The organism is Psychrobacter sp. PSP, from assembly GCF_024085615.1.
GTDB lineage: Bacteria > Pseudomonadota > Gammaproteobacteria > Pseudomonadales > Moraxellaceae > Psychrobacter > Psychrobacter pacificensis.
This window is the reverse complement of sequence record NZ_JABLTF010000015.1, coordinates 352610-375388: the sequence shown is the minus strand read 5'-3', so window position 1 is coordinate 375388 and position 22779 is coordinate 352610. Positions and strand designations below refer to the sequence as shown.

Below are 22779 nucleotides of genomic sequence, written 5' to 3'. Positions count from 1 at the left end.
GAGTCGATCTTGTCTATATCTAACTCACCTAAAAGCAGCTACCCAGTAGCGGTAGATGAAGTAGAGCGTATCAACAAGTTGAAAAAATATCAGGTACTCAATGAAGATGAGGAGCCTGCATTTGATCGACTCGTTGCACTCGTAAAGCTGTTTTTTGATGTGCCGGTGGTAACGATCACTTTTATGGATGAGGAAACGCAATATTTAAAAACAGCCTGCAAATTCAACAGTGAGACTGAGAGTGTACGTACCACAACACGTGAAGTAGCCTTTTGTAATTATACGGTTTTATCTAACGAAGTCTTTGTGGTGCCAGATGCATTGGAGGACAGTCGCTTTCGTCAGAACCCATTAGTTACTGGCTTGTCTCATTTGCGGTTTTATGCGGGTGCACCGATCATTTTGCATGAGGGCAATAAAAGTTACCGGTTAGGTTCATTATGCCTGATGGATACCAAGCCCAACCATAGCTTTAGTGACCAACAAAAAGAGGTATTGGCGCAGTTTGCGATGATGGCAGCAGATGCGTTGAAGCTACAGGATAAAGAACGTGATGCCAAACACGCCAATGAGATGAAATCTAACTTTTTGGCCAATATGAGTCACGAAATACGAACACCAATGAACGGTATCATTGGTATGGTAGAGATGCTAGGTGACACCGAGCTTAGCGCTGAACAGCGAGAGTATGTAGATAACATCAAAGTCTCTAATGAGCATTTGATGGTGATTATTAATGGGATTTTGGACTTATCGAAAGTTGAGTCTGGAAAAATGACTATCGATTCTATCCCACTCAATTTATCTACATTATGTAATGAAGTGGTCAGCCTATTTTCTATTAAGGCACGTCAACGAGGTTTGACGCTAGATTATCATTATACCGAGTCATTATCACCTTATGTGAAAGGGGATCCAGTACGCCTCAAACAAATCATCGCAAATCTTGTGAATAACGCGATTAAGTTTACCCGTGAAGGCGGGAGAGTGAGTATTGATGTCAAGCATATGAATAATTGCTATCGCGAAAATATTGACAAAAATAGCATGAGGCAGGAGACGTTAGAACGTAAGGCGGATAAAAATATGACCTTATGTATTGAGGTCACAGATACAGGTGTCGGTATAAAAGCTGAGTCATTAGAGGCAATATTTGATGCTTATGATCAAGCCAATAAATTCACGCATCGCCTTTATGGTGGTACAGGTCTTGGGCTCTCCGTCTGCAAATCTCTTGTCGATCTGATGGGTGGGTATATTTGTGTCGATAGTACCGTAGGCGTTGGTACTACATTTCGAGTGTTATTGCCGCTACCGACTATTGATGAAGAGAAATACGAAACATGGCAAGACTCTCATGATCTCACAATGGCAGAGCCTAGCCACGAGCGTGCAGGTCATATCTTATTGGTAGAAGATGATACCGTCAATGCCATTATTGCCAGAAAGGCATTGACCAATAGCGGTCATACCGTCACTCATGTGACTGATGGTCAACAAGCGATTGAAGCTTTTGCCTTGTTTCCCAAACGTTATGATGTCATCTTGATGGATCATCACATGCCGATTTTGGATGGTGTACAGGCCACTATTAAGCTGCATGAGCTTTATGACCCTCAAGACCTACCACCTATTATCGCTTTGACTGCCAATGCCATGGATGGAGAGCGCGAAAAGTACTTAAAAGTGGGTATGCAAGATTATTGCACCAAACCTTTTAAAAAGGAGCAGCTAAATGCTTTAGTACAATATTGGTTGATACAAAAGCAGCTATCAGAAGAGGAGTAAGTCACAGGTCGTTATCATGATAATTGCCATGACAATGACTATTAAATATTAGGCGCGACTAACTAAATACTAGGCGCTACCAAACGTTAAAGGCGACTATGCGACAATGAATACAGCCGCTGTAAACACAAAAAAGCTTAACCGTTTATATAGCGGTTAAGCTTTTTTATTAGTGATCAACACAACAATCTCAGCGATCAATCATGCTTATTGCGCTATTAGTTTACACGAGTTTGGTAGTCACCCGTACGCGTATCAACACGGACGATTTCACCTTGCTGTACAAATAGCGGTACACGTACCACGGCACCAGTTTCTAGCTTAGCCGGCTTGCCGCCGCCACCTGAGGTGTCACCGCGTACACCAGGATCGGTTTCTGTGATTTGTAATTCAACAAAGTTAGGCGGCGTTACTGATAAAGGTGTGCCATTGAACAAAGTAATGGTGCATAGAGCATTGCTGTTCTCTTTTAACCACTGTATCGCGTCGCCCATCGCGTTTTTGTCAGCTTGAATTTGCTCAAAGCTTTCAGGGTGCATAAAGTGCCAAAACTCACCATCATTGTATAGATAGTTCATTTCCGTATCCATCACATCAGCCGCTTCTAAGCTGTCGCCTGATTTGAATGTTTGCTCCAGTACTTTACCACTACGAAGATTACGCAGCTTAACGCGGTTAAAGGCTTGACCTTTACCGGGTTTGACAAATTCGTTTTCAAGAATGGCACAAGGGTTGCCATCCAGCATGACTTTTAGACCAGCTTTAAATTCATTAGTAGAAAAACTTGCCACAAGAGACTCCTAGGGGTTGTAGATATGGTAGTAGATAGATATGAGGCTGACTGTACCAAAAGTTGCTGCCAAGCCAAGTGCTTACGTATTAGCGATATACTTTGATAGGGTAGACACTAAGGGCGTATAATATCCGATTTTGGGCACAGGTAGTAGGCTGTCATGATAAACCATTTAATCACACAAAAAAACTGGCAAACGCAATTATCGGAAGCCATTACCTCTGTTGACGAGTTGCTCAGTCTCCTAAAACTCGACTCACTACGTGCAGAGGTCTATGTGCCGAAGCATTTTGAGCTGCGTGTGCCGCGCGGCTTTGTGGCAAAAATGACTGTGGGCGACCGTGATGATCCGCTATTAAGACAAATACTGCCAGACCAACAAGAGCAAATCAACGTCACAGGCTATGTAGCAGATCCTTTAAGCGAAAACAGCCAAAACCCTGTCAAAGGAATGCTGCACAAGTACCAATCAAGAGTATTACTGACGATTACTGGGGCGTGCGCGATTCATTGTCGCTACTGTTTCCGTCAGCATTTCGACTATAGCGCCAATATGCCAACTGCTGATGCAAAAGAAAATATCATCAACTATATCAGCGCGCATCCTGAAATCAATGAAGTGATTTTGAGCGGGGGTGATCCTTTAAATGTGACCAATAGACGTCTGTTTGCATGGTTAGATACTTTGGAATCTATTCCGCAGCTGACGACAATTCGACTGCATACTCGTCTACCGCTGGTTATTCCAGCCCGATTGGATGACGCACTATTAGACAGACTGTCTCAAAGTCGTTGCCGTATCGTGATGGTCATTCATTGTAATCATGCCAACGAGATTGATGATCTGACAGCAGAGTACCTTCAACGTGCTCGCGCAGCTGGCGTGACGATGCTAAATCAAGCAGTACTATTAAAAGATGTTAACGATAATATCGATGCTCAGACAGAATTAAGCCAGCGTTTGTTTGCTTGTGGCGTACTACCGTATTATCTATATGTTTTAGATAAGGTGGCTGGTGCCGCACACTTTGATAATGACGAGCGGTCGTCAATTGAGCTTTACTGGTCGTTATTGGCAGCATTACCGGGATATTTGGTACCCAAGTTGGTCAGAGAACTGCCGAATAGGCCATTTAAGGTGCCGATTGATATTTACAAACATATTTAATGCAGGCAATATAGGGGTGCAGAAAAAACCTGTTAAAAAGAGACGATTGTTGATAAAAATTGGTCAGTGACTGATTTTTTATAAGAAGGGGGTCACGGTATCAGACATTATATTGATAGAACGCCTAAAATATATTGTCTAACAATAAAACGTCTATCGTTCATACCCATAGTCTCTTTAAAACAATACACAGTTTGCATGCTTTTTACCTGATATTGCTCTACTTTGTGTGGTTGCATACTTGCCTCTTGTCAACTTACTCAGAGTGACCAACAGTGAGTAGGAATACTGATGATAACTTTATCTAAGTTTCAAGAAGCCCTTTCTTCCAAAGAGCCACTAACAACGCCAAACCAATCAGTGAGCGGCCAAGAGCATCATTTGCTCAAACTATTGACAACGCTATCTTCACAAACCCAAGAGCAGCAAGCTGAGCACTTAGAAAAAGTTCTCTCCGTATTATGCGAGGCCAATATAGATGAGCTTCAATGCCTTAAACTGATGACGGCTGTGAGCGATGCTTCAGATCGGTTGATTGCCACGTTACGACAGCAGTATATTTATGAAACAGGCGCGCTGAGTGAGGTGCAGTTGGGTTATGTGGCTCAAGTAAAATCCTTGCATTATTTAATTATTTTGGCTTATGACAAGGTTGTACGTCGTCAAGAATTAATATCAAACAGTCCGCCAAAAAATATTTTAAAGAAAGGTTTTCCACGCTATTTTAATACCAATAAAAAGCGCGCCAATACGCTTACGGTTGCCATTTATCAGTCGTTACTGAGGTACCACAAGCTATTGTGTGAAGAGGCACTTTGCTATCGCAAGCCATCAGATTATCTCTGGTTCAGAATTAATCAGTTGTACCACCTCGCTTATCAACAGCGTGTGTCTCATCTCGAGTTGAATCGAGAAACAGTGACACCCTACACAAATAGTATTCATCAGCTTTATTGCCAAATATGTTTGCATAGTTTATTGAATGTATGTGCCATGCGTCGTCCTAATGTTCTATTGGTACAACGTTTATTGCCTGAATGGTCTTATTATATTGTTGCGACAATAGAACCAACGACGGAAACACGCGTGTTCGTAGATTTACAGAGTGATAAACCACCAACGTATCTAACGCCCAACTCTGAGATAAATCCCTATGAAGATCGCTATGACTGTTTGTTTTTAGAGCTGACTCCTATGGTGCAGTATTTTAATTCACGTAGGCAGCTATCCACTGAGAGCAGTAATGTGGGGATAGGACACGGTCTGTTGAATACAATATCAATGACAGTCAGTTATCGTTATCTACAACCACAGCTCACGCTGCCTACTAAATATAGTCTCAAACACCGTGCGAGTTTAATCGCTGGTTTTAACAGTATCCATCACCATGTTGGTGACTCAAGCAGCTTTGCTAGCTTGATAGCAATAGATGAGTTATCCATAGATGAGCGCCCTCGTTATGACACGGTTAATGCAGAGCAAAACAGTAATAGCGTATTAGACATAGAGGTGTTTGACAGCCATGACAGTTTGTCATTATTTCGTACACTGCGATTGGTGCCAACAGTAGATGTCTTGAATGAAGAGCATGTTGAAGAGGAGGCTCTTGATATGGATATGATAGATGGCGAGCTTGTTGCAACCACACCGCCATCATTACATATCATGAGTTTGTTCTTACTCTGTCAACCTGATGTGACAGAGCAGCCTGATCGGTCAATAGGGGTGGTGCGCTGGCGACATTTTGATACCAAAGACAAAGAGGTTGAATGGCAATTGCTTGGTCATCAGATTGTGGCATGCGGGTTGCGCTTGGAAGGGAGGGACCCACAGAAGCATTGTTTTGTGCCAGCGCTGATTCTGGGTAAGGATGAGCAGCTGCAAACCATGAGTTCGCTGATTGTACCTTCGTCTTACTTTCAGCCTGATGATAGAGTCATCATGCGTATCAGCAGTAAACAAACCTATCTACGTTTGGGTCGTAGATTGATGATAACTGAAGGGTTTAGTCAATACGAAATAGCAAAATAATGTCTATTTATGTATTTATAGTGAAACCATTATAAAAATGGTATAGCAAGATTAAACGCTATTTTTCGCAGCCTCTGGAGACGCAGTCACAGCAAGCAAGAAAAGTAGCGTTTAATCGAGCGCGTTTCCTATGCTGTATCAATTTTATTGAGGTTCTACTATATTGAAAGAAAGAGGGGTTGCACCGTATAAGAAAAAAGGCTGATGTTTTTTTTGATAATGATATTAAACAAACAAGGTCATAAGTTAACCTGCAGTCAATCAAATTATTGTCTATAATGAGCGATATTGTTACTCTAATTTATAAGATGCCTCGGGCGCTAGAATATATTACGCCAACTAAAACTCAGCTACTATCACAATACTTACTGAGCCTACTCTCTATAATGTTTTCTAAGCCAGATTAATTTTTGGAAACAGTATAAGGTGTCAAAAATAAGAGATAAAGATACAACCATAAGATTAAAAGGCCACCTATGCGCATTCAGTCCACCTTAAATCTATTAGTGATTAACGATGATCAGCTCTATGCTGAGCGTCTTGTACATCTACTGAGTGATTATTATGACAGCGTGAATTTAGGATTTTTGGATGATAAAGAAGAGCTACTAAAAGTACTGCGCCAGTCGTGGGATGTGCTGGTATTCGTTAGTGCTTATGATATGAGCTTTACGGATGTGGTTGGCATCATTCAAGAGCAGAGCATTGATTTGCCGATGATTTATTTGATGAAGGATGAGGCAATATCGACCGCGTGTAATGATGAGGGGTTGCCTGCGGTGATGAGCGGAACCATGGTCAAAGCACTCAAGGCTGATCAAGAGATGGCTATCGTTATGGCTATCTGCTTACAGCATGACAGCTTGCGTAGTCGCCGTGAGCTCAAGAAACTACGCCATGTCCTATCAGAAGCAGAGCAACGTGCCAATGTGCTGATTAAAAACTCGAAAAGTGCAGTTGCCTATATCGATGAAGGTATCCATATCTTTGCCAATGATCCCTATCTTCAACTGTTTGGCTTTCGGTCAATGAATGATGTCATAGGGGTACCTGTGATTGATTTGATTTCAGGTGGCGATAGTGTCAAGGACTTCAAGCAATTTCTACGTCAGTTCGATAAAGGTAGCCGTGACGAAGTCGAGTTTAACTTTGAAAGCGTGCGCACGGATGGCAGTACTTTTGAGGCAAAATTACAGTTGGCATCTGCGACTTTAGATGGCGAACCCGTTACTCAGATTATCATACAACAAAATGCTAGCAACAGCGCAGAGGTTGCCAAACGCTTGGCTGAAGCAGAGCGTAAAGATAACCTGACAGGTGTGAATAATCGCCACGGCTTTGAGGAGCAAATGGCGATAGTGCACCAGCAAGCAACTCAAGGCGTGCTGACAGCAGCATTGCTCTATGTACAGCTCGATAACATTGGAAAAATAAGAAGTAGCCTCGGTCTGCAAGGAGTAGATACGACTGTCAAACAGGTTGCCTATGCACTAGATGAACTGGTATCGGATGGACATGTCAGCCGCTTTAGTGATACCGCATTTATGATACTTGTCAAAAACAAAACTACCTCAGAGCTCGAAGAGCTGGCTGAGAACATAGGTTCGCGTATCAGTGAGATGCTCATTGAGGTAGATAAGCGTACGACGAGTACCACGGTAAGTATCGCAATCGTCAAAATCGAAAAAAATACCGCAGAGCCCGCTATAATAATAGAGCGTGCTATGGATGCTATTAGCCAGATCATGGTCGAAACCTCTAACCATGGTGGTACTTATCATCTATATGATCCGAGTGAGCATGCCAATAGTGATGATCATGCGCTTGCTGAGTCTCTGATTGATGCTATTACAAACAGTCGATTTGAGCTGTCATTTCAACCAATATATGATATCAATCAAGATCGTAGTGACTTTTTTGAAGTGTATCTACGTCTGCCATTGGCCGATGCCGATAACACGGTATTGACTCCTGATCAGTTTATGGCTGTGGCCAGAAAACACAAGCTACTTGAAAAGATAGATCGCTGGGTACTCATTAATGCGTGCAAAAAAATCAATGATGTCCGTAAAGAGCATCCTGAAGCCAGACTATTGGTGCAGCTAACCAGTGCCTCATTAATTGACAAGAAACTGCCCAATGTGGCAAGCCAACTGATCAAGGCAGTAGGCGGCGCTGCTGGTGTCTTAACGTTGCAATTTAACGAAAAAGACATCTCGGATCATTTAACTGTGGCAAAATCTCAGTTTTCGGCCCTTAACGAAGTCAACTGTCAAATGGGCATTACTAATTTTGGTTCTTCTGCCAAATCTATCGAAATTGCCAATTTAGTGCAGCCGGATATCGTGCGTTTGGCGCGTAACTATGTACAAGATATCAATTCAGCAGATAACTTAGACACGGTTAAATCACTTATCATGCGCATCAATGAGGTAAATGTTGATGTGCTAATGCCGTATATTGAAGATGCAGCGACTATGTCAGTCGCATGGAGTGTGGGGGCGCGCTATCTGCAAGGATACTATTTAGAAAAGCCTAGCAAAACGCTAAAGATCGCCAGTTAACATATTGCGATGCTACAAAATCTTTATCGCTAATGCTCACCAACCAAAGATTGCCAAAATGTCTATTATTAGTAAATATCAAATAAGCAGTCTTTTTGCCGCTGTTTTATTGCTCACTGCTTGTGAGCATACCCCGCCTGATCATCGCGACCCTGTGACACTACCACTATATGTCAATGGAGATGCAGATAATGGCTCGTTAATTTATCAAGATGCTTGCAGTCAATGCCACCAGCTCAACGCTGGTCTCAATAAAAAGGGCCCGCAATTAATGAATATATACGGCGCACCAGCTGCTGAGCTAAAAGATTACACTTATAGCGAAGGGCTCACAGAGTCAGGATGGGTATGGGACGCCAAAACACTCGATCCCTATATCGCGGATGCACAAAAAGCCATGCCAGATTCAAAGATGCTATCAGACCCTATGCCAGATGCTAAAGAGCGCGCGGATGTTATTGCGTATTTATCAACCCTCCGCGCTGATGCGCCGATCGTCGTAGAGGATGCGAACTGACCTTACTGGTTGATCGTTATGACCCAAAAAATGAGCCGATAATTTACTATGACCCATGCCCCTAACGATAGAGCACCATCACCTACATATCAAAAAATATCCAAAACGCTTGGTCAATCCGCTCCCAGTGGCACCGATTTGCAACGCAATCAGCAGAAAATTGCACAATTGATGGCGCAATTGAACCAAATTGTATTGGACAAACCGCAAGCAGTTAAATTGGCACTCAGTGGCATACTAGCAGGTGGGCATTTATTGCTACAAGATTTACCTGGTATGGGTAAGACAACTCTGGCTCAAGGTTTGGCTAAGCTGTTAGGCCTGAGTTTTAGCCGAGTGCAGTTCACCAATGACATGCTCCCTGCCGATATCTTAGGCATGAGTATCTATGACCAAAGTAAACTGCGTTTTGAATTTCGTCCCGGTCCTATTTTTACTCAACTGCTACTTGCTGACGAAATCAACCGCTCCAGCCCCAAGACGCAAAGCGCACTCCTTGAAGCAATGGAAGAGCGACAAGTGACGCAAGATGGACAAACTTATTCTTTGCCGCAGCCGTTCTTTGTTATTGCAACCCAAAACCCACTGCAACAAGCTGGCGTCTATCCGTTACCTGAATCACAGTTAGATAGGTTCTTGCTGTGTCTGTCATTGGGCTATCCATCACCTATGGCAGAGCGTGAACTACTAAAAGGTCAAGATCGCCGTGAGCTATTAAAGGATCTAGATACGGTGCTTGATACTGAGGCTGTGCTATTGGCACAACAAGGCGTAAAACAAGTTTATGTGGCGGACGTGGTATTGGATTATCTACAAAGACTCGTTGCAAAGACTCGAGCAAGCCAAGAGTATCATGGGTTATCACCACGTGGCGTGCTATCGCTACAGCGTGCTGCACAGGCTTATGCTTATGTGTCGGGGCATATGGAGGTGACGCCTGAAGATATCCAAGCGGTCTTCGCTGCCGTGGCTGATCATCGTCTCGGGCAGCGTTTTGCCCCTGCACAAGTGGTAGGTGGGCAAGCACCGCAGACCATCGCCCAACGCATTTTAGCAGACGTGCCTGTCATCGTTTAGCTGTCTATATTTTTAGTTATCTATATTGAAGTACGAGCAGGTTTAATAATACATGGCTATATCATCGAGTCCGTTAGTCTGAGGACTAGCGACTAGAGTCAATTACATGGTAAGAATAGGGTAGTCATGAGCTTTTTACCAAAAGCCTTAACCGCGTCAATCAGGTCAGCAATGAGCCGTTGGTTTGCCTCGCGCGCACCCAAAAATGATAGCGCGACGCTCAATCTACGCAACGTCTATATTTTTTTTAGTCGTGAGGGTATGCTATTTGCTGTGCTATTAGTGATTACCTTTATCGCGGGTATCAATTATGGCAATAACTTGGTACTTGGCTTGTGCTTTTATCTGGTCAGCGTTTGGTTGATTAGTTTTCATGTGACTTTTGCGCACATATCGGGTCTGCAAATGCGTCTGCTAGAAGTGACTATGACAGAGGCCGGTACTCCTGCTTGGGTGACACTGCAACTCAAAAGTGAGAGCCGTCAGCCACGGCGGCAGTTATTATTTGAGTTTGAGCAAGTAGCTGACAAGAAGGATAAAAGTGGCACGAATCGGCAAAGCTCCATACTCGTGACGAGTCTACAAAGTGAGCAAACTATTCGCTTACCTGTTCAAACCTACAATCGCGGTCCTCTTGAGCTGCCACGACTAATAATTAAAACCGTTTATCCTTTGGGTATTATGCGTGCTTGGTCTTATGTCTATTTTGCGCGTAAGACTTGGGTGTATCCCAAACCTGAAGCATTTGACTGGCAGGTGCAGTATTCAGTTGCAAGCTCGGAGGATCTGCCAATTGGCGGACAATATCGACAAGGGCAAGACGACTTTGAGCGACTGGATAATTATGTCGAAGGGGAGTCGCTGGCCCGTGTCTCTTGGGGCCATGTGGCACGGGGTCAAGGCATGTTTACCAAGCACTTTGCAGACCCTGTCGGTCATGAGCAAACGCTTGATTATGCAGATATGCCAGGTGCTCATCATGAACAGAAGCTTGCGCAATTGGCTCATGGGGCGTTGACATTGGGTCAATTAGACGTGCCCTTTCAAATGCGTTTACCCAATGATACGCCTACTAGCGCAGCGGTGGGTGATGGCGAGACTTTTGCGCAAGCGTGCTTGCTAAGGCTGGCGAAAGCACCATGAATGAACCCAAACAGTTTTCTGCAACCGATGCCACAAAAACGGCAAGATTTGAGCAGTTAGCACTCGGTCAAAATATACAAGCGAAAAGTGGCATAGCAGCTGATAATAAATGGTATCGGCGACTACTGGCTCTACCAGCTTACTACTGGGTGCTAATTGCTCAAATAGCAGTCGTGTTGCCACATGCTGCTCACTTGCCAATATGGTTAATCGGGTTTGCGGCGATTAGTATTATTGCCCAACTACCGCGTCTCAAGAGTCGGCTAAAAAAACTCTCGCATTTAAAACGTGTCTATCAAAGCATGCAGATGCTGGGTTTTTTATTAGGCCTAGTAGGTCTGTGGCTAACGTATAACACAGCATTTGGGCTGGACATGGGCGTGGCATTTTTGGTGCTATGTCTCGCTAGTAAGCTTTGGGAGCTGTACAAGCGGCGCGATGCTTATGTGGTATTGAATCTATCGTTATTTGTACTTGCTGCATTGTTTTTAATGGATCAAGGGTTGCTGACAACTTTAGAGGTGGTACTGGGCGCTGTTATTGTCCTGCTGGCGTTTATTGCCCTAAACGACGATAGTAATGATGACGGTGATGGACGCCTGCGTACTTTAGGGGTGTTAGGGATTGGGGCACTGCCATTGTTGGTGGTGCTGTTTCTATTTTTCCCAAGACTGCCGCCACTGTGGTCTGTACAACTATCAGCTCAGCAAGCGACCACAGGTGTGTCCGATAGTATGTCACCCGGTGATTTTGCCAATTTAGGCCAGTCAACTCAGCTGGCTTTTCGCGTAGAGTTTGGCGATGAGCGTCCACCGCAACAGCAACTATATTGGCGCGGACTCGTGTTTAGTGATTTTGACGGAGTTACCTGGCGACCAAGCAATCAGGTAAGCCAATGGCCGACTAGATCGCAAGCCCCTACATGGATTCAAAATGCCTTTGCTACCGTTCCTGAGCAAGTGCAAGCCGCACCTACTCGCTATCAAATTATCCTAGAACCTACTCAGCAGAACTGGTTATTCGGGCTCGATTATTCTTTTTCTCAGCAGCCAGATATCAACATTACTTCCAACTTTACATTATCAAAAGATCAGCCTGTTACGCAGCAGCTGCGTTATGATGTATTGCAGTTTGCGCCGATGCGTATTGATACTGTGCTGACAGAGGCATCAAGACGCCTAAATCTGGCACTACCAGCAGAGGGTAATCCGCAAGCACGCGCGCTTGCTCAGCAGTTATTTGTACAATCAGGCTCAGATCCCGTGCGCTACATGGCTGCTATCGAGCGCTGGATCAATCAAACAGAGTTTCGCTATACGTTGTCACCGCCACGACTCAATACTGATCGTATCGATGAGTTTTTGTTTCAGACCAAAGCAGGATTTTGTGAGCATTACTCTTCAAGCTTTACTTTTATGATGCGCGCAGCTGGTATTCCAGCGCGGGTAGTAGCAGGCTATCAAGGTGGTGAGCTGAGTCAAGGTGGTGATGTTTGGGAAGTGCGTCAAAAAGATGCGCATGCATGGACTGAAGTTTGGCTCGAAGGCCAAGGCTGGGTACGCGTCGATCCCACGTCGTTTGTGGCGCCTGAGCGGGTTGAGCAGGGTATGAATGCGATGACCCAGCAGCAAGGCGCAGCCATGTTTGGCAGTGGTGCCAGCGCGCAAATCAGCTATCAGCAGTATCAAATGCTACAAACACTACGTCGCTTGTCTGACCAAGCCAGCTATTACTGGCAAAAAGATGTGGTCGGTTATGACCAAGACAAACAAGCAGATTCGCTCCTAAAATGGTTCAACATCAGCTCCATTATGCAGCAAGTGATTTGGTTGGCGGCCAGTGCTATTATCGTTATGACTACCTTAGTATTCATCATTTGGCGCCGCCGGCGCAAACGCTGGCACCCAGCAGATTTGCCGCTTGCCCAGCTCTCGAAACATGTCGGCAAGCGCGATAAATTATTGGCTCGAGAGGATCATGAAGGACAGTTAGCTTGGCTAGAACGCTTAGCATCTGCTATCGATAGTCGCCTAAATGACGATACTCGCCGTCATGCAAGTCATTTAACAGACAGTGAAAACCCGATAGCGATTCAGACAAAACTGATTGAAATTAAGCAAAACTACCGTCAGTTACGTTATGGGCGCCTGAGTAACTTGGATACTAACCATAGTGAATATCAAAAACTACTTAAGCAGCTGAAAAAGAATGTGCGCGAATTATTGTAACGTTTTAATGGATGGCGTTGATAATTTGAGTGAGATTAAAGATGCTGACGCATGGATATGTAGCAAATATCAGTAAAGGTTGTTTTGAGAAGATAAGTAAGAGAGTGTCTCATGGCGGTATATGTAGATTTTGTGCAGATAAAATTCAAAGGCTATAAATGGTGTCATATGCTTGCGGATAGTTTGCAAGAGCTGCATGATTTTGCAGCATTGATTGAGGTAGATCCACGTTTATTCCACCGCACCGCAAGCTACCCGCATTATGATATTACCGTGCAAATGCGCGAAACAGCCCTTGAGAATGGGGCGCTGCCTGCCGACAGGAAAAAAATTATTGAATGTGCCAAGAAGTTAAAAGTAGAGTTGCAGTCTGAAATGTCGTTATCTGATAGTGACTGATGCAGCTTATAAGTTACACAAAGAAAAAGGTGGGTAGAGATTTTGCTCACCCACCTTTTTTTTGCTTAGATGATACTTTTCTCGTTTGGTATTATTTGGCAACTGCCGCCGTGCTGATTGCGTTGAGCGCTTTTGAGACATTATCAATAACGGTATCGCAACCTTTGATATTATGGCGTGTTTTTAGATATTCAGGATTGTTGTATGAGAGCCATACCTTTTTATTGGCATCTTCGCTAATGAGGATTTTTTGTGGTAAATCAATGGCGACGGTTTGCTCGCAATTCATCAGAGACGATCTTAATTATGGCGATATCCTTGAGCGATTCATTAGTGAGTCATGGCGAATATCCATTGTGCGTCATCAGGCAGGGGATGGCAATATATTCCAATCGATCGTTACACCAAGCGCTCTGCCAAATAGTCGACCAGTAGTCTGATTTTTGGCGATAGTTGACGGTTGTGTGGGTAGATGGCCCAAATGCTTTCTTTGGGTTCTCTATAGTTGTCGAGTACGCTCACCAACGCACCCGATGCCAGATGTTTTTGTACGTAGTAATCGGGCAGTTGTACGATACCCAGCCCTTTTAGCGCCGCATCAACCAGACTATAGCCGCTGTTGTACTGTATGGAACCAGAGACGCGCAGGTTTTTTTCTATGCCTTTTTCGACAAAATGCCAATAGTCGCGTGTACCTAGTAAGCAGTTGTGCTGGCTGAGATCGTCAAGCGTGCGCGGTACCCCGTATTGATTGAGATAAGCTGGTGTCGCACAGACAAAATTGGTGCGCAGGCTAAGCTTTTTTGCCATCATCGTAGAGTCGCGCAACTTACCAATACGAATGGCCAAATCGTAGCCACCCTCGATTAAATCAATTTTTTGGTTACTCAAAAAAGCGGTTACCTCAATGTCCCGATATTGCACCATAAAATCATTGATTAAGGGCAGCAATTGTTGCTCGCCATAAGTCACAGGCGCAGTCAGTTTGATTCTGCCTTGAGGTTTTGATTGCAAATTGCTCACCGCTTGCTCAGCCGCGTTCAAACCATCGAGCACACTGCGGCAATGCTGATAAAACACGCGGCCCTCTTCGGTGAGTGAGACTTTACGCGTTGTACGATATAGCAGCTTGATCTTCAGTCGCTGCTCTAACGCACTAATCTGACGGCTGACTTGCGCAGTCGAGATACCAAGCGCTTTTGCAGCGCGCGTAAAGCTCCCGTACTCTGCCACACAGACAAACTCACTAATCCCTTCCCAGCGCATGATTATTACCAATATGTAAAAGATATTTGCAAATATAGCATATTGTTATCTTCTCAGAAATAAATATAATGGTTAGTATCAATGTAAATAGACGGTGTTTTACTGTCATCGATGCTTGCCTATATAGGGCAGGCAAGATAAGCTCAGTCTGTCTTTATCTGTTTTAGTCACAGAAATCGTGACGATTAAAACGAGCAGATAGCCTTATTGAACAAAAATAATGATTGGGCGTGAATGACGTTTTAAGTTTACGCTACGTTACAGTCCATCAATAACAATCAAAAAGAGAGATTCCTATGTCAGATAAATTTATCAAATCAAAAGCCGCCGTCGCTTGGGGCCCAAAGCAGCCATTGTCTATCGAAGAAGTAGACGTCATGCTACCACGTAAAGGCGAAGTACTGGTAAAAATCGTGGCCAGTGGTGTCTGTCACACAGATGCGTTTACCTTATCTGGTGAAGACCCAGAAGGCGTATTCCCAGCGATTTTGGGTCATGAAGGTGGCGGTATCGTTGAGCAAGTCGGCGAAGGCGTAACCAGCGTTCAGGTCGGTGATCATGTCATTCCGTTATACACGGCAGAGTGCGGCGTTTGTAAAATGTGCCGCTCAGGCAAAACCAATCTTTGCTCAGCAGTACGCGAGACGCAAGGTAAAGGCTTGATGCCAGATGGCACGACACGTTTTTACAAAGACGGCGAGCCTATCTATCACTATATGGGTTGCTCAACGTTTTCTGAGTACACGGTTTTACCAGAGATTTCTTTGGCTAAAGTCAATAAAGAGGCCCCACTAGAAGAAGTTTGTTTGCTTGGTTGCGGTGTTACCACAGGCATGGGTGCGGTCATGAATACGGCTAAAGTCGAAGAGGGCGCTACCGTTGCCATCTTTGGTCTAGGCGGTATCGGCCTGTCAGCAGTGATTGGCGCTGCGATGGCAAAAGCCCAACGTATCATTGTGATTGATATTAACGAGAGCAAGTTTGAGTTGGCTAAAAAACTAGGTGCAACCGATTGCATCAATCCAAAAGACTACGACAAACCGATTCAAGAAGTTATTGTTGAGCTAACCGATGGCGGTGTGGATTATTCGTTTGAATGTATCGGTAACGTTGACGTCATGCGTTCAGCGCTAGAGTGCTGCCACAAAGGTTGGGGCGAGTCAGTCATCATCGGTGTCGCTGGTGCTGGACAAGAAATCTCAACTCGTCCATTCCAGTTAGTGACGGGTCGCGTCTGGAAAGGTTCAGCATTTGGTGGTGTAAAAGGCCGTACGGAGCTACCAGGTTATGTCGAGCGCTATCTGGCAGGTGAGATTCCTTTACAAGACTTTATCACCCACACGATGCCAATAGAAGACGTGAACGAAGCGTTTGACTTAATGCACAAAGGCGAGAGCATTCGTACGGTTGTCAATTTCTAAGCGTCGTTACTGACAGTAATATCAAAATCACAGTTTTAACCTGATGACGCTACAATAAAAAAGCTGCTTCAATTTTAAAGCAGCTTTTTTTATTTTATTTTTTACAATAACAGACGGTTTAGTTAGTCATATTCGCCAATTGTTCTAATATGCTGACGTAATTTTCAACCCCTTGCGCACCGCTGACCAAATGACGCTCGTTGAAGATAATCGCCGGCACACTTTGAATGCCTTGCTGCTGCCAATGCTGTTCTTCTGCTCGCACTTCTTTTGCAAAGAACTGACCCTCTAGCACTGCCAGTGCCTCACTACGATCCAGTCCAGTCTCAGCTGCAATGTCAGCAAGCACATTGATATCGGAGATGTTTCTGTTATCGGTAAAATGTGCCGCAAATAACGCTTGTTTTAACTCATGCATATATCCTTGCTGGTCTGCAAAATGCAGCAGCTGATGCAGATTAAATGTATTGTGCATGCGAGTGTCATCATTGAAATTAAATTCAAAGCCAACTTCCTGTCCAGCTTCAGTCATTCTGACTCGGCTAGCATCTGACTCTTCTTTAGTCGAGCCATACTTTTCGATAATGTGCTCACGCAAGTTTTGTCCCTCGCTTGGCATATTGGGGTTTAACTCAAACGGATGCCAATGAATGGTGTGTGCGGTATTGGTTTGCTCAAGTGCTGCTGCCAGTTGGCGATAGCCGATGACGCACCAAGGGCATACAACGTCTGAGACGATGTCTATTCGGAGTGGTTTTTCTGATGTGCTCATATATCCTCGCAGGCATTATTGTTTATTTTTTATGACGGTATTTTATAGCTAGACATATCAGCCAAAGCGACTTGGTTGAATCAGCTTTGGATAATATCACTCAGTCAATATTAAGAGAATGAGGGAGCGATTACAATGTAGTCTGCACAGTCTGCGTTATCACTTAGGTAGCTCAATTGTAACTATTATCAGTAGGATAGCCGAAATTTTTGCAAAAACGGTCTAACAACTGACGCACTGATAACAAAACCCATGACTACTTAACCAATCTGCCGTGGTCACAAAACAGGTTTTATTTAAAGTTGCTCCATTGAAATTAGCGATGATTATTTATAAATAACGCTAATAATAATTCAATAAACAATAAGAACTTAACACTCACTATGGTGTCATATATGAAAAATATTACTGAAGCAATGAAATGGCGTTACAGCACCAAAGACTTTGACACCAACAAAAAATATCAGCAGAAGACTTTCAGAGTCTAAAAAATATCTTACGTCTCAGTCCGTCGAGCACCAATATTCAACCTTGGCATTTTGTGATTGCTGATGATGAAGCGGGTAAAGCTCGAATTGCAAAAGGCACTGAGGGCATGTATGAATTCAATGATGCCAAAGTAAAAGATGCCTCGCATGTCATTGTATTCTGTAGTCGTGTCTATGCCGATGACGAGTTTTTAGAAGGCTTGCTCGACAAAGAAGATGCCGATGGTCGCTTTGCAGAACCAAAACTCAAAGAGCAAATGCATCAAACGCGCAAAATATTCTTGGACATTCGTCGTTACGAGCAAAAAGACGAGGCGCATTAGTTGATAGAGCAGTTGTATCTCAATATGGGCGCTTTGTTGCTCCTAGGCGCTGCTACTTTGAGTATTGATACTGTGCCGATGGAAGGCGCAGATTTAAAAGCACTTGATGAAGAGTTTGAGTTACGTAGTAAGGGCTATACCGCTGTTGCCGTGATATCGCTTGGCTATCGTAGTGAAGATGATTTTAATGCTGATGCCTAAGTCTCGATTTGACGAAAAAACAATCATCACTAAAGCCTAGTTTTAGGTGTTTGATTTGAAATGATTATTCTAAAGTAGCCTCATAATAGTCCTATAAGCTTTCGTTTGTGGGGCTTTTCTTTATTGAAGACTATTTAATATACTACCTTTTTCTAAAAAATAGATTGCCCACTTCGCATAATATATTGCTAAATCATATGGCCTGAATTTGAGTGCTGATAAATTAAAACCAATTAATACTAGCTAGCAGCGGATGGTTAGGCTAATTGAGGTAAATGATTATCAGTTAGATTAAAGCGATTGGTAGTACACACTTTCAGGTACTGTCTCAGATTAAAAACTACACTGTAATAACTACAAAATAAAAACAAAACAAGTTTTTTGGTACGCAATAATGGATTTATTGCCGCCGTAGCTATGTAGCTATGTAGCTATGTAGCTATGTAGCTATGTAGCTATAAGGCGCTTTTTTCACCCATTATATTCATCTGCCAGCGAGAAGCCAGCATGTCTACCTTGACGTTAACAATTAATAAGCAGGATTATCAGCTCGAGAATCTTGACGCCCGTACGACACTGCTCGACGTCTGTCGTCAACATTTACAAATTACTGGACCCAAAAAAGGCTGCGACCACGGCCAATGCGGCGCTTGTACCATGCTCATCAATGGTCGCCGAGTCAACTCTTGTCTCACACTTGCTATCATGCATGATGGTGATGAGATTACGACCATCGAAGGCATCGGTATGCCGGACTCACTATCGGCGCTGCAACAAGCCTTTAAAGATAACGATGCCTTTCAGTGCGGATATTGCACCCCAGGTCAAATTTGTTCAGCGACTGCCTTAATAGAAGAAGTAAAACAAAATTGGCCAAGCCATGTGAGCACAGACTTACAACATCCTGATAGCCTTCTAGTACAAGAAATCGCTGAGCGCATGAGTGGTAATGTCTGTCGCTGCTCCGCTTATCCCAATATCATCAAAGCCATCTCACAAGTGCTTGAGAATGAAGCATCAGCGTCTACTTCTAAAACAGTTGACAACGCTGCGCAAAACTCAAGCGTAACAGGTATTTGGTCACCGCCGTCAAGCGAGACTCAGTTCCATAAAGCATCAGCGAATAACAAAACAATAACAGGCAAGGCAGGAGACCACTCATGAAACGTTTTGAATATAGCCGCGCTGATGCACCTAAGCAAGCCGCAACCTCTGCTAGCAGCAAAGACGCTTCTTTTATTGCAGGTGGTACTAACTTATTAGATCTCATGAAACTAGAGATCGAAACCCCAATCAAACTGGTCGATATCACTCGTTTAGAATTAGAGCAAGTGGAAACGACTGCCGATGGTGGTTTACGTATTGGTACGCTTGTGACCAATAGCGATTTGGCCGCGCATCCTGAGGTGATTGCAAACTATCCGGTATTGTCCCGAGCTATCTTGGCAGGAGCGACTGGTCAGCTACGTAACAGAGCGACAACGGGCGGCAACTTTTTGCAGCGTACTCGTTGCTATTATTTTTATCAAACAGACAGCGCTTGTAATAAACGTGAACCGGGCACAGGATGTCCTGCTATCAACGGGGAGAACCGTACCCTAGCTGTCTTAGGTACCAGTGATTCATGTATTGCTCAGCACCCATCCGATATGGCAGTGGCAATGCGCTTACTGGATGCCACGATAGAGACAGTTAAAGCAGATGGCTCGACTCGCGCTATCGATGTCAAAGATTTTTATTGTTTGCCGAAAGACACGCCGCATATCGAAAATGTGCTAGAAGCAGGCGAGCTGATTACTCATGTTGTATTACCTGCCCCTATTAAGGGCATGCATACCTATGACAAAGTGCGCGATCGCGCTTCTTACGCCTTTGCACTGGTATCTTGTGCCGCAGTCGTCGATGCTGACGACAATGGCAACCTAAAGACAGTACGATTGGCGTTCGGCGGCATCGGTACCAAGCCATGGCGTAATGAAGAGGTTGAGGCACTATTAACGGATACCGATGGCAATAGCGACGTTATCACGCAGGCCGCTGATCTATTATTGCAGGATGCCAAAGGTAATGGTCAGAACGACTTTAAAATACCATTGACGCGTCGCCTACTAAAACAAGTTATTCAGCGCGCATTAGCGGGCGAGGGAGCATAATCATGGCACTATTAGAATCAATCACCCAGTCAGAACCAACCAAAAAACTGACCATGGATGAGCCTGTTGAAACGCTATTTAGCACAACAGCAAGCAAGCTAGTTGGTAAGCCAATCAACCGTGTTGATGGTTCCCTAAAGGTTAGCGGTCAAGCGAAATACAGTGCCGAAATACACTTGGACAATCAAGCCTATGGTGTATTGGTAGGCGCGACCATTGCGAAAGGTCAAGTTGAGAGTATCGATAGTGACTCTCTAAAAGGCATTCCTAATATTATTAAAGTCGTGACCGATCCTGAGCACTTTTTGCGTAACTCTCAACAAGGGACAAAAACTAAAGCACCCAAGCAAGGGGTTAGCGAGATTTTTTATCATGGTCAGCCTATTGCTGTCGTGGTTGCTGAGACTTTTGAGGCGGCAAGAGAAGGCGCTAAAGCGCTGAAAGTGACTTATAAGGATGAGACTGACCAAGCGGCACTGAACTTTACTCAAGAGCTCTCTAACGCCCATGCGGTAGATGAAAAAAAAGGCTCTGATAAAAATAATGTCCAAGGCGATCCAGACCAAGGCTTAGCTGATGCGGCAGTGACCGTTGATCGCTTTTATCATACCCCAAGTCAAAGCAACTCTCCAATGGAGCCCCATGCAACGTTGGCTCATTGGGAAGGCGATAAGCTCGTTCTGTATACTTCCAATCAGATGCTCGCTTCTTGCAAACAGCAAGTCATGGATGCTCTGGACCTAAATGAAGATCAAGTACAACTGATCGCACACTATGTCGGTGGTGGGTTCGGTAGTAAGCTCGGTATTGCTCCTGAATCTATTGCAGCGGCGATTGCTGCGAAAGATCTGGGTCGTCCTGTATTAATCACTATGACGCGTTCACAAGTGATGGAAACAACGGTCAGACGCTCAAACACGCGTCAGCGTATCGCAATCGGCGCGAACAATGACGGCGTGATCGATACATTGATACACGATACGATCTCTAGTAATTTGCCAGGTGAGGCTTTCTTTGAGCCAACTGCTCTATCTACGCACCATCTATATAGGGGCAAAAACCGCCGTGTGAATTATGAGATGGTAGACATGAACCAAGTGTTGTCAGGTTCTATGCGTGCGCCTGGCGAAGCGGTAGGTATGATCGCGCTTGAATGTGCCATGGATGAGCTTGCCACACAGTTGGATATTGATCCGGTTGAACTACGCCGTCGTAATGAGCCAGAGCAAGATCCGAGTAAAGATATTCCTTTCTCGACGCGCCAATTGATTGCCTGTATGGAACAAGGTGCTGAGCATTTTGGTTGGAGTGAGCGAAACGCCAAGCCTGCCAGTCAATTAGAAGGTGACTGGTGGATAGGTACAGGCATGGCGGCTGCTGCCCGTGGTAACCAACTACAGCCATCTGAAGCACGTGCAACCCTACAGGTAGATGAGTCAAAAGCACTTGGTATCAAAGCAGTTATCGAGACAGACATGACAGACATCGGTACAGGGTCTTATACGGTGTTTTCTCAGGTAGCGGCAGACCTGTTAGGACTGCCTATCGACCATGTTGAGATGAAACTAGGTGACACTGCATCGCCACCAGCATCAGGCTCAGGTGGCAGTTGGGGTGCTGCGAGTGGGGGTAGTGGTGTCTATCTTGCTTGTGAGCAGCTGCGTGAAATGCTAGCAGAAAAAGTTGGTCTGTATCCTGACAACATTCAGTTAGACAATGGTCAAATCAAGAAAACAGGCGAGCATGCTTTAACGGCAATGGAAGCTGCCAAAAAGAGCGGCCAATCATTTGCTGACAGCACTATTGATAAGCTATCGCAAACCACAGGGCTTTCACTATCAGGACAGTCAGCATCACAAAAGTATGATTTTGATAATACAGAGTCTTATGCGCTTGCGGATGTGGTCGCTGACTATGACGAGCAAAAAATCACTGCCAAAGGCCAGATAAAACCGGGTAAGAACGGTAAGAGCCATCGCCAAGCCTCTTTTGGTGCGAACTTCGCTGAAGTGGCGGTTCATAAAGTCACTGGTGAGATTCGGGTGAGACGTATGACAGGTGCATTTGCCGCTGGTCGTATTTTGAACCACAAAACTGCAACGTCGCAATGCTATGGCGGTATGGTGTTCGGTATTGGCTCAGCGTTGATGGAACAAGTGATTCATGACAAACGTGACGGTCGTCTCTGTAACCATGACCTTGCCGAGTATCATGTGCCAGTTAATGCGGACGTACCGCAGTTAGATGTCATATTGGTAGAAGAAGATGATCCTTATACCAATCCAATGCACATCAAAGGTATCGGTGAGACGGCTATTTCAGGTGCTGCTGCCGCGATTGCCAATGCTATCTATAATGCGGTCGGTGTGCGTGTTTATGACTTCCCGATTACCCTCGACAAGCTGCTTTATGAGATGCCAGAGTAGTTTTATCAGCTTATGTATGAC

Annotated in this window: 19 protein-coding genes; 15 read left to right on the top strand and 4 right to left on the bottom strand. The window is 44.4% G+C overall.

Annotation, left to right across the window (positions count from 1 at the left end):
* Positions 1 to 9: 9 nt before the first annotated feature.
* On the top strand, positions 10 to 1788 hold the full coding sequence (locus HL061_RS05645; RefSeq protein ID WP_227517190.1) for a GAF domain-containing hybrid sensor histidine kinase/response regulator: 1779 nt from the start codon (positions 10 to 12) through the stop codon (positions 1786 to 1788).
* A 218-nt stretch (positions 1789 to 2006) separates the two neighbouring features.
* On the opposite strand, the gene efp is transcribed toward HL061_RS05645, so the two are convergent.
* Positions 2007 to 2579: an elongation factor P gene (gene efp / locus HL061_RS05640; RefSeq protein ID WP_058025610.1), complete on the bottom strand. Its 573-nt coding sequence runs from the start codon at positions 2577 to 2579 to the stop codon at positions 2007 to 2009.
* Between the two features lie 162 nt (positions 2580 to 2741).
* On the opposite strand from efp, the gene epmB reads away from it, so the two are divergent.
* From epmB to HL061_RS05600, 8 genes are all read left to right on the top strand, one after another.
* Positions 2742 to 3749: an EF-P beta-lysylation protein EpmB gene (gene epmB, locus HL061_RS05635; protein WP_071002193.1), complete on the top strand. Its 1008-nt coding sequence runs from the start codon at positions 2742 to 2744 to the stop codon at positions 3747 to 3749.
* A gap of 291 nt (positions 3750 to 4040) precedes the next feature.
* Complete coding sequence (locus tag HL061_RS05630) at positions 4041 to 5780, top strand: hypothetical protein (RefSeq protein ID WP_071002192.1); 1740 nt, start codon at positions 4041 to 4043, stop codon at positions 5778 to 5780.
* Between the two features lie 476 nt (positions 5781 to 6256).
* Positions 6257 to 8344: a GGDEF domain-containing phosphodiesterase gene (locus HL061_RS05625; RefSeq protein WP_252962611.1), complete on the top strand. Its 2088-nt coding sequence runs from the start codon at positions 6257 to 6259 to the stop codon at positions 8342 to 8344.
* A gap of 58 nt (positions 8345 to 8402) precedes the next feature.
* Positions 8403 to 8861, top strand: coding sequence for a c-type cytochrome (locus HL061_RS05620; RefSeq protein WP_252962610.1), 459 nt, complete (start codon positions 8403 to 8405; stop codon positions 8859 to 8861).
* A 48-nt stretch (positions 8862 to 8909) separates the two neighbouring features.
* A complete protein-coding gene (locus tag HL061_RS05615; protein ID WP_071002189.1) occupies positions 8910 to 9938 on the top strand; it encodes a MoxR family ATPase in 1029 nt (342 codons plus the stop codon).
* 171 nt (positions 9939 to 10109) lie between these two features.
* Positions 10110 to 11081 (top strand): DUF58 domain-containing protein, encoded by a 972-nt coding sequence (locus HL061_RS05610; protein ID WP_227517189.1) that lies wholly within the window; start codon positions 10110 to 10112, stop codon positions 11079 to 11081.
* Positions 11078 to 13309 (top strand): DUF3488 and transglutaminase-like domain-containing protein, encoded by a 2232-nt coding sequence (locus tag HL061_RS05605; RefSeq protein WP_252962609.1) that lies wholly within the window; start codon positions 11078 to 11080, stop codon positions 13307 to 13309. The genes HL061_RS05610 and HL061_RS05605 overlap by 4 nt, the downstream gene beginning before the upstream one ends.
* Before the next feature lie 111 nt (positions 13310 to 13420).
* Positions 13421 to 13708, top strand: a complete 288-nt coding sequence (locus tag HL061_RS05600; RefSeq protein WP_071002186.1) for a DUF4031 domain-containing protein — start codon at positions 13421 to 13423, stop codon at positions 13706 to 13708.
* A gap of 91 nt (positions 13709 to 13799) precedes the next feature.
* Here the strand turns inward: HL061_RS05600 and HL061_RS05595 are convergent, their stop codons facing one another.
* Both HL061_RS05595 and HL061_RS05590 read right to left on the bottom strand, forming a co-directional pair.
* The gene (locus HL061_RS05595; RefSeq protein ID WP_227517188.1) at positions 13800 to 13997 is read right to left on the bottom strand and encodes a DUF302 domain-containing protein; all 198 of its coding nucleotides are present in this window, start codon (positions 13995 to 13997) and stop codon (positions 13800 to 13802) included.
* A gap of 110 nt (positions 13998 to 14107) precedes the next feature.
* Positions 14108 to 14974, bottom strand: a complete 867-nt coding sequence (locus tag HL061_RS05590) for a LysR family transcriptional regulator (protein ID WP_071002185.1) — start codon at positions 14972 to 14974, stop codon at positions 14108 to 14110.
* A 296-nt stretch (positions 14975 to 15270) separates the two neighbouring features.
* Here HL061_RS05590 and HL061_RS05585 point away from each other — a divergent pair, with 296 nt between their 5' ends.
* The gene (locus HL061_RS05585; protein WP_071002184.1) at positions 15271 to 16395 is read left to right on the top strand and encodes an S-(hydroxymethyl)glutathione dehydrogenase/class III alcohol dehydrogenase; all 1125 of its coding nucleotides are present in this window, start codon (positions 15271 to 15273) and stop codon (positions 16393 to 16395) included.
* A gap of 118 nt (positions 16396 to 16513) precedes the next feature.
* On the opposite strand, the gene HL061_RS05580 is transcribed toward HL061_RS05585, so the two are convergent.
* The gene (locus tag HL061_RS05580) at positions 16514 to 17167 is read right to left on the bottom strand and encodes a DsbA family oxidoreductase (protein ID WP_071002183.1); all 654 of its coding nucleotides are present in this window, start codon (positions 17165 to 17167) and stop codon (positions 16514 to 16516) included.
* Between the two features lie 460 nt (positions 17168 to 17627).
* Here HL061_RS05580 and HL061_RS05575 point away from each other — a divergent pair, with 460 nt between their 5' ends.
* The 5 genes from HL061_RS05575 (at position 17628) to HL061_RS05555 (ending at position 22758) form a co-directional block, all read left to right on the top strand.
* Entirely contained in the window at positions 17628 to 17978 is a 351-nt protein-coding gene (locus HL061_RS05575) for a nitroreductase family protein (protein ID WP_335725903.1), read from the top strand.
* 57 nt (positions 17979 to 18035) lie between these two features.
* The gene (locus tag HL061_RS05570) at positions 18036 to 18179 is read left to right on the top strand and encodes a hypothetical protein (protein ID WP_252962608.1); all 144 of its coding nucleotides are present in this window, start codon (positions 18036 to 18038) and stop codon (positions 18177 to 18179) included.
* A 507-nt stretch (positions 18180 to 18686) separates the two neighbouring features.
* Positions 18687 to 19343: a 2Fe-2S iron-sulfur cluster-binding protein gene (locus HL061_RS05565; RefSeq protein ID WP_252962607.1), complete on the top strand. Its 657-nt coding sequence runs from the start codon at positions 18687 to 18689 to the stop codon at positions 19341 to 19343.
* On the top strand, positions 19340 to 20332 hold the full coding sequence (locus HL061_RS05560) for a xanthine dehydrogenase family protein subunit M (protein WP_240365993.1): 993 nt from the start codon (positions 19340 to 19342) through the stop codon (positions 20330 to 20332). Before HL061_RS05565 ends, HL061_RS05560 begins: the two co-directional genes overlap by 4 nt.
* A 2-nt stretch (positions 20333 to 20334) precedes the next feature.
* A complete protein-coding gene (locus HL061_RS05555) occupies positions 20335 to 22758 on the top strand; it encodes a xanthine dehydrogenase family protein molybdopterin-binding subunit (RefSeq protein ID WP_252962606.1) in 2424 nt (807 codons plus the stop codon).
* The last annotated feature ends 21 nt before the right edge of the window (positions 22759 to 22779 follow it).

What these genes read in the sequence shown, in the direction of transcription:
- epmB (WP_071002193.1), top strand. Translation starts at nt 2,742, where the DNA reads ATGATAAACCATTTAATCACACAAAAAAACTGGCAAACGCAATTATCG.
- HL061_RS05630 (WP_071002192.1), top strand. Translation starts at nt 4,041, where the DNA reads ATGATAACTTTATCTAAGTTTCAAGAAGCCCTTTCTTCCAAAGAGCCA.
- HL061_RS05625 (WP_252962611.1), top strand. Translation starts at nt 6,257, where the DNA reads ATGCGCATTCAGTCCACCTTAAATCTATTAGTGATTAACGATGATCAG.
- HL061_RS05620 (WP_252962610.1), top strand. Translation starts at nt 8,403, where the DNA reads ATGTCTATTATTAGTAAATATCAAATAAGCAGTCTTTTTGCCGCTGTT.
- HL061_RS05615 (WP_071002189.1), top strand. Translation starts at nt 8,910, where the DNA reads ATGACCCATGCCCCTAACGATAGAGCACCATCACCTACATATCAAAAA.
- HL061_RS05610 (WP_227517189.1), top strand. Translation starts at nt 10,110, where the DNA reads ATGAGCCGTTGGTTTGCCTCGCGCGCACCCAAAAATGATAGCGCGACG.
- HL061_RS05605 (WP_252962609.1), top strand. Translation starts at nt 11,078, where the DNA reads ATGAATGAACCCAAACAGTTTTCTGCAACCGATGCCACAAAAACGGCA.
- HL061_RS05600 (WP_071002186.1), top strand. Translation starts at nt 13,421, where the DNA reads ATGGCGGTATATGTAGATTTTGTGCAGATAAAATTCAAAGGCTATAAA.
- HL061_RS05595 (WP_227517188.1), bottom strand. Translation starts at nt 13,997, where the DNA reads ATGAATTGCGAGCAAACCGTCGCCATTGATTTACCACAAAAAATCCTC.
- HL061_RS05590 (WP_071002185.1), bottom strand. Translation starts at nt 14,974, where the DNA reads ATGCGCTGGGAAGGGATTAGTGAGTTTGTCTGTGTGGCAGAGTACGGG.
- HL061_RS05585 (WP_071002184.1), top strand. Translation starts at nt 15,271, where the DNA reads ATGTCAGATAAATTTATCAAATCAAAAGCCGCCGTCGCTTGGGGCCCA.
- HL061_RS05580 (WP_071002183.1), bottom strand. Translation starts at nt 17,167, where the DNA reads ATGAGCACATCAGAAAAACCACTCCGAATAGACATCGTCTCAGACGTT.
- HL061_RS05565 (WP_252962607.1), top strand. Translation starts at nt 18,687, where the DNA reads ATGTCTACCTTGACGTTAACAATTAATAAGCAGGATTATCAGCTCGAG.
- HL061_RS05560 (WP_240365993.1), top strand. Translation starts at nt 19,340, where the DNA reads ATGAAACGTTTTGAATATAGCCGCGCTGATGCACCTAAGCAAGCCGCA.
- HL061_RS05555 (WP_252962606.1), top strand. Translation starts at nt 20,335, where the DNA reads ATGGCACTATTAGAATCAATCACCCAGTCAGAACCAACCAAAAAACTG.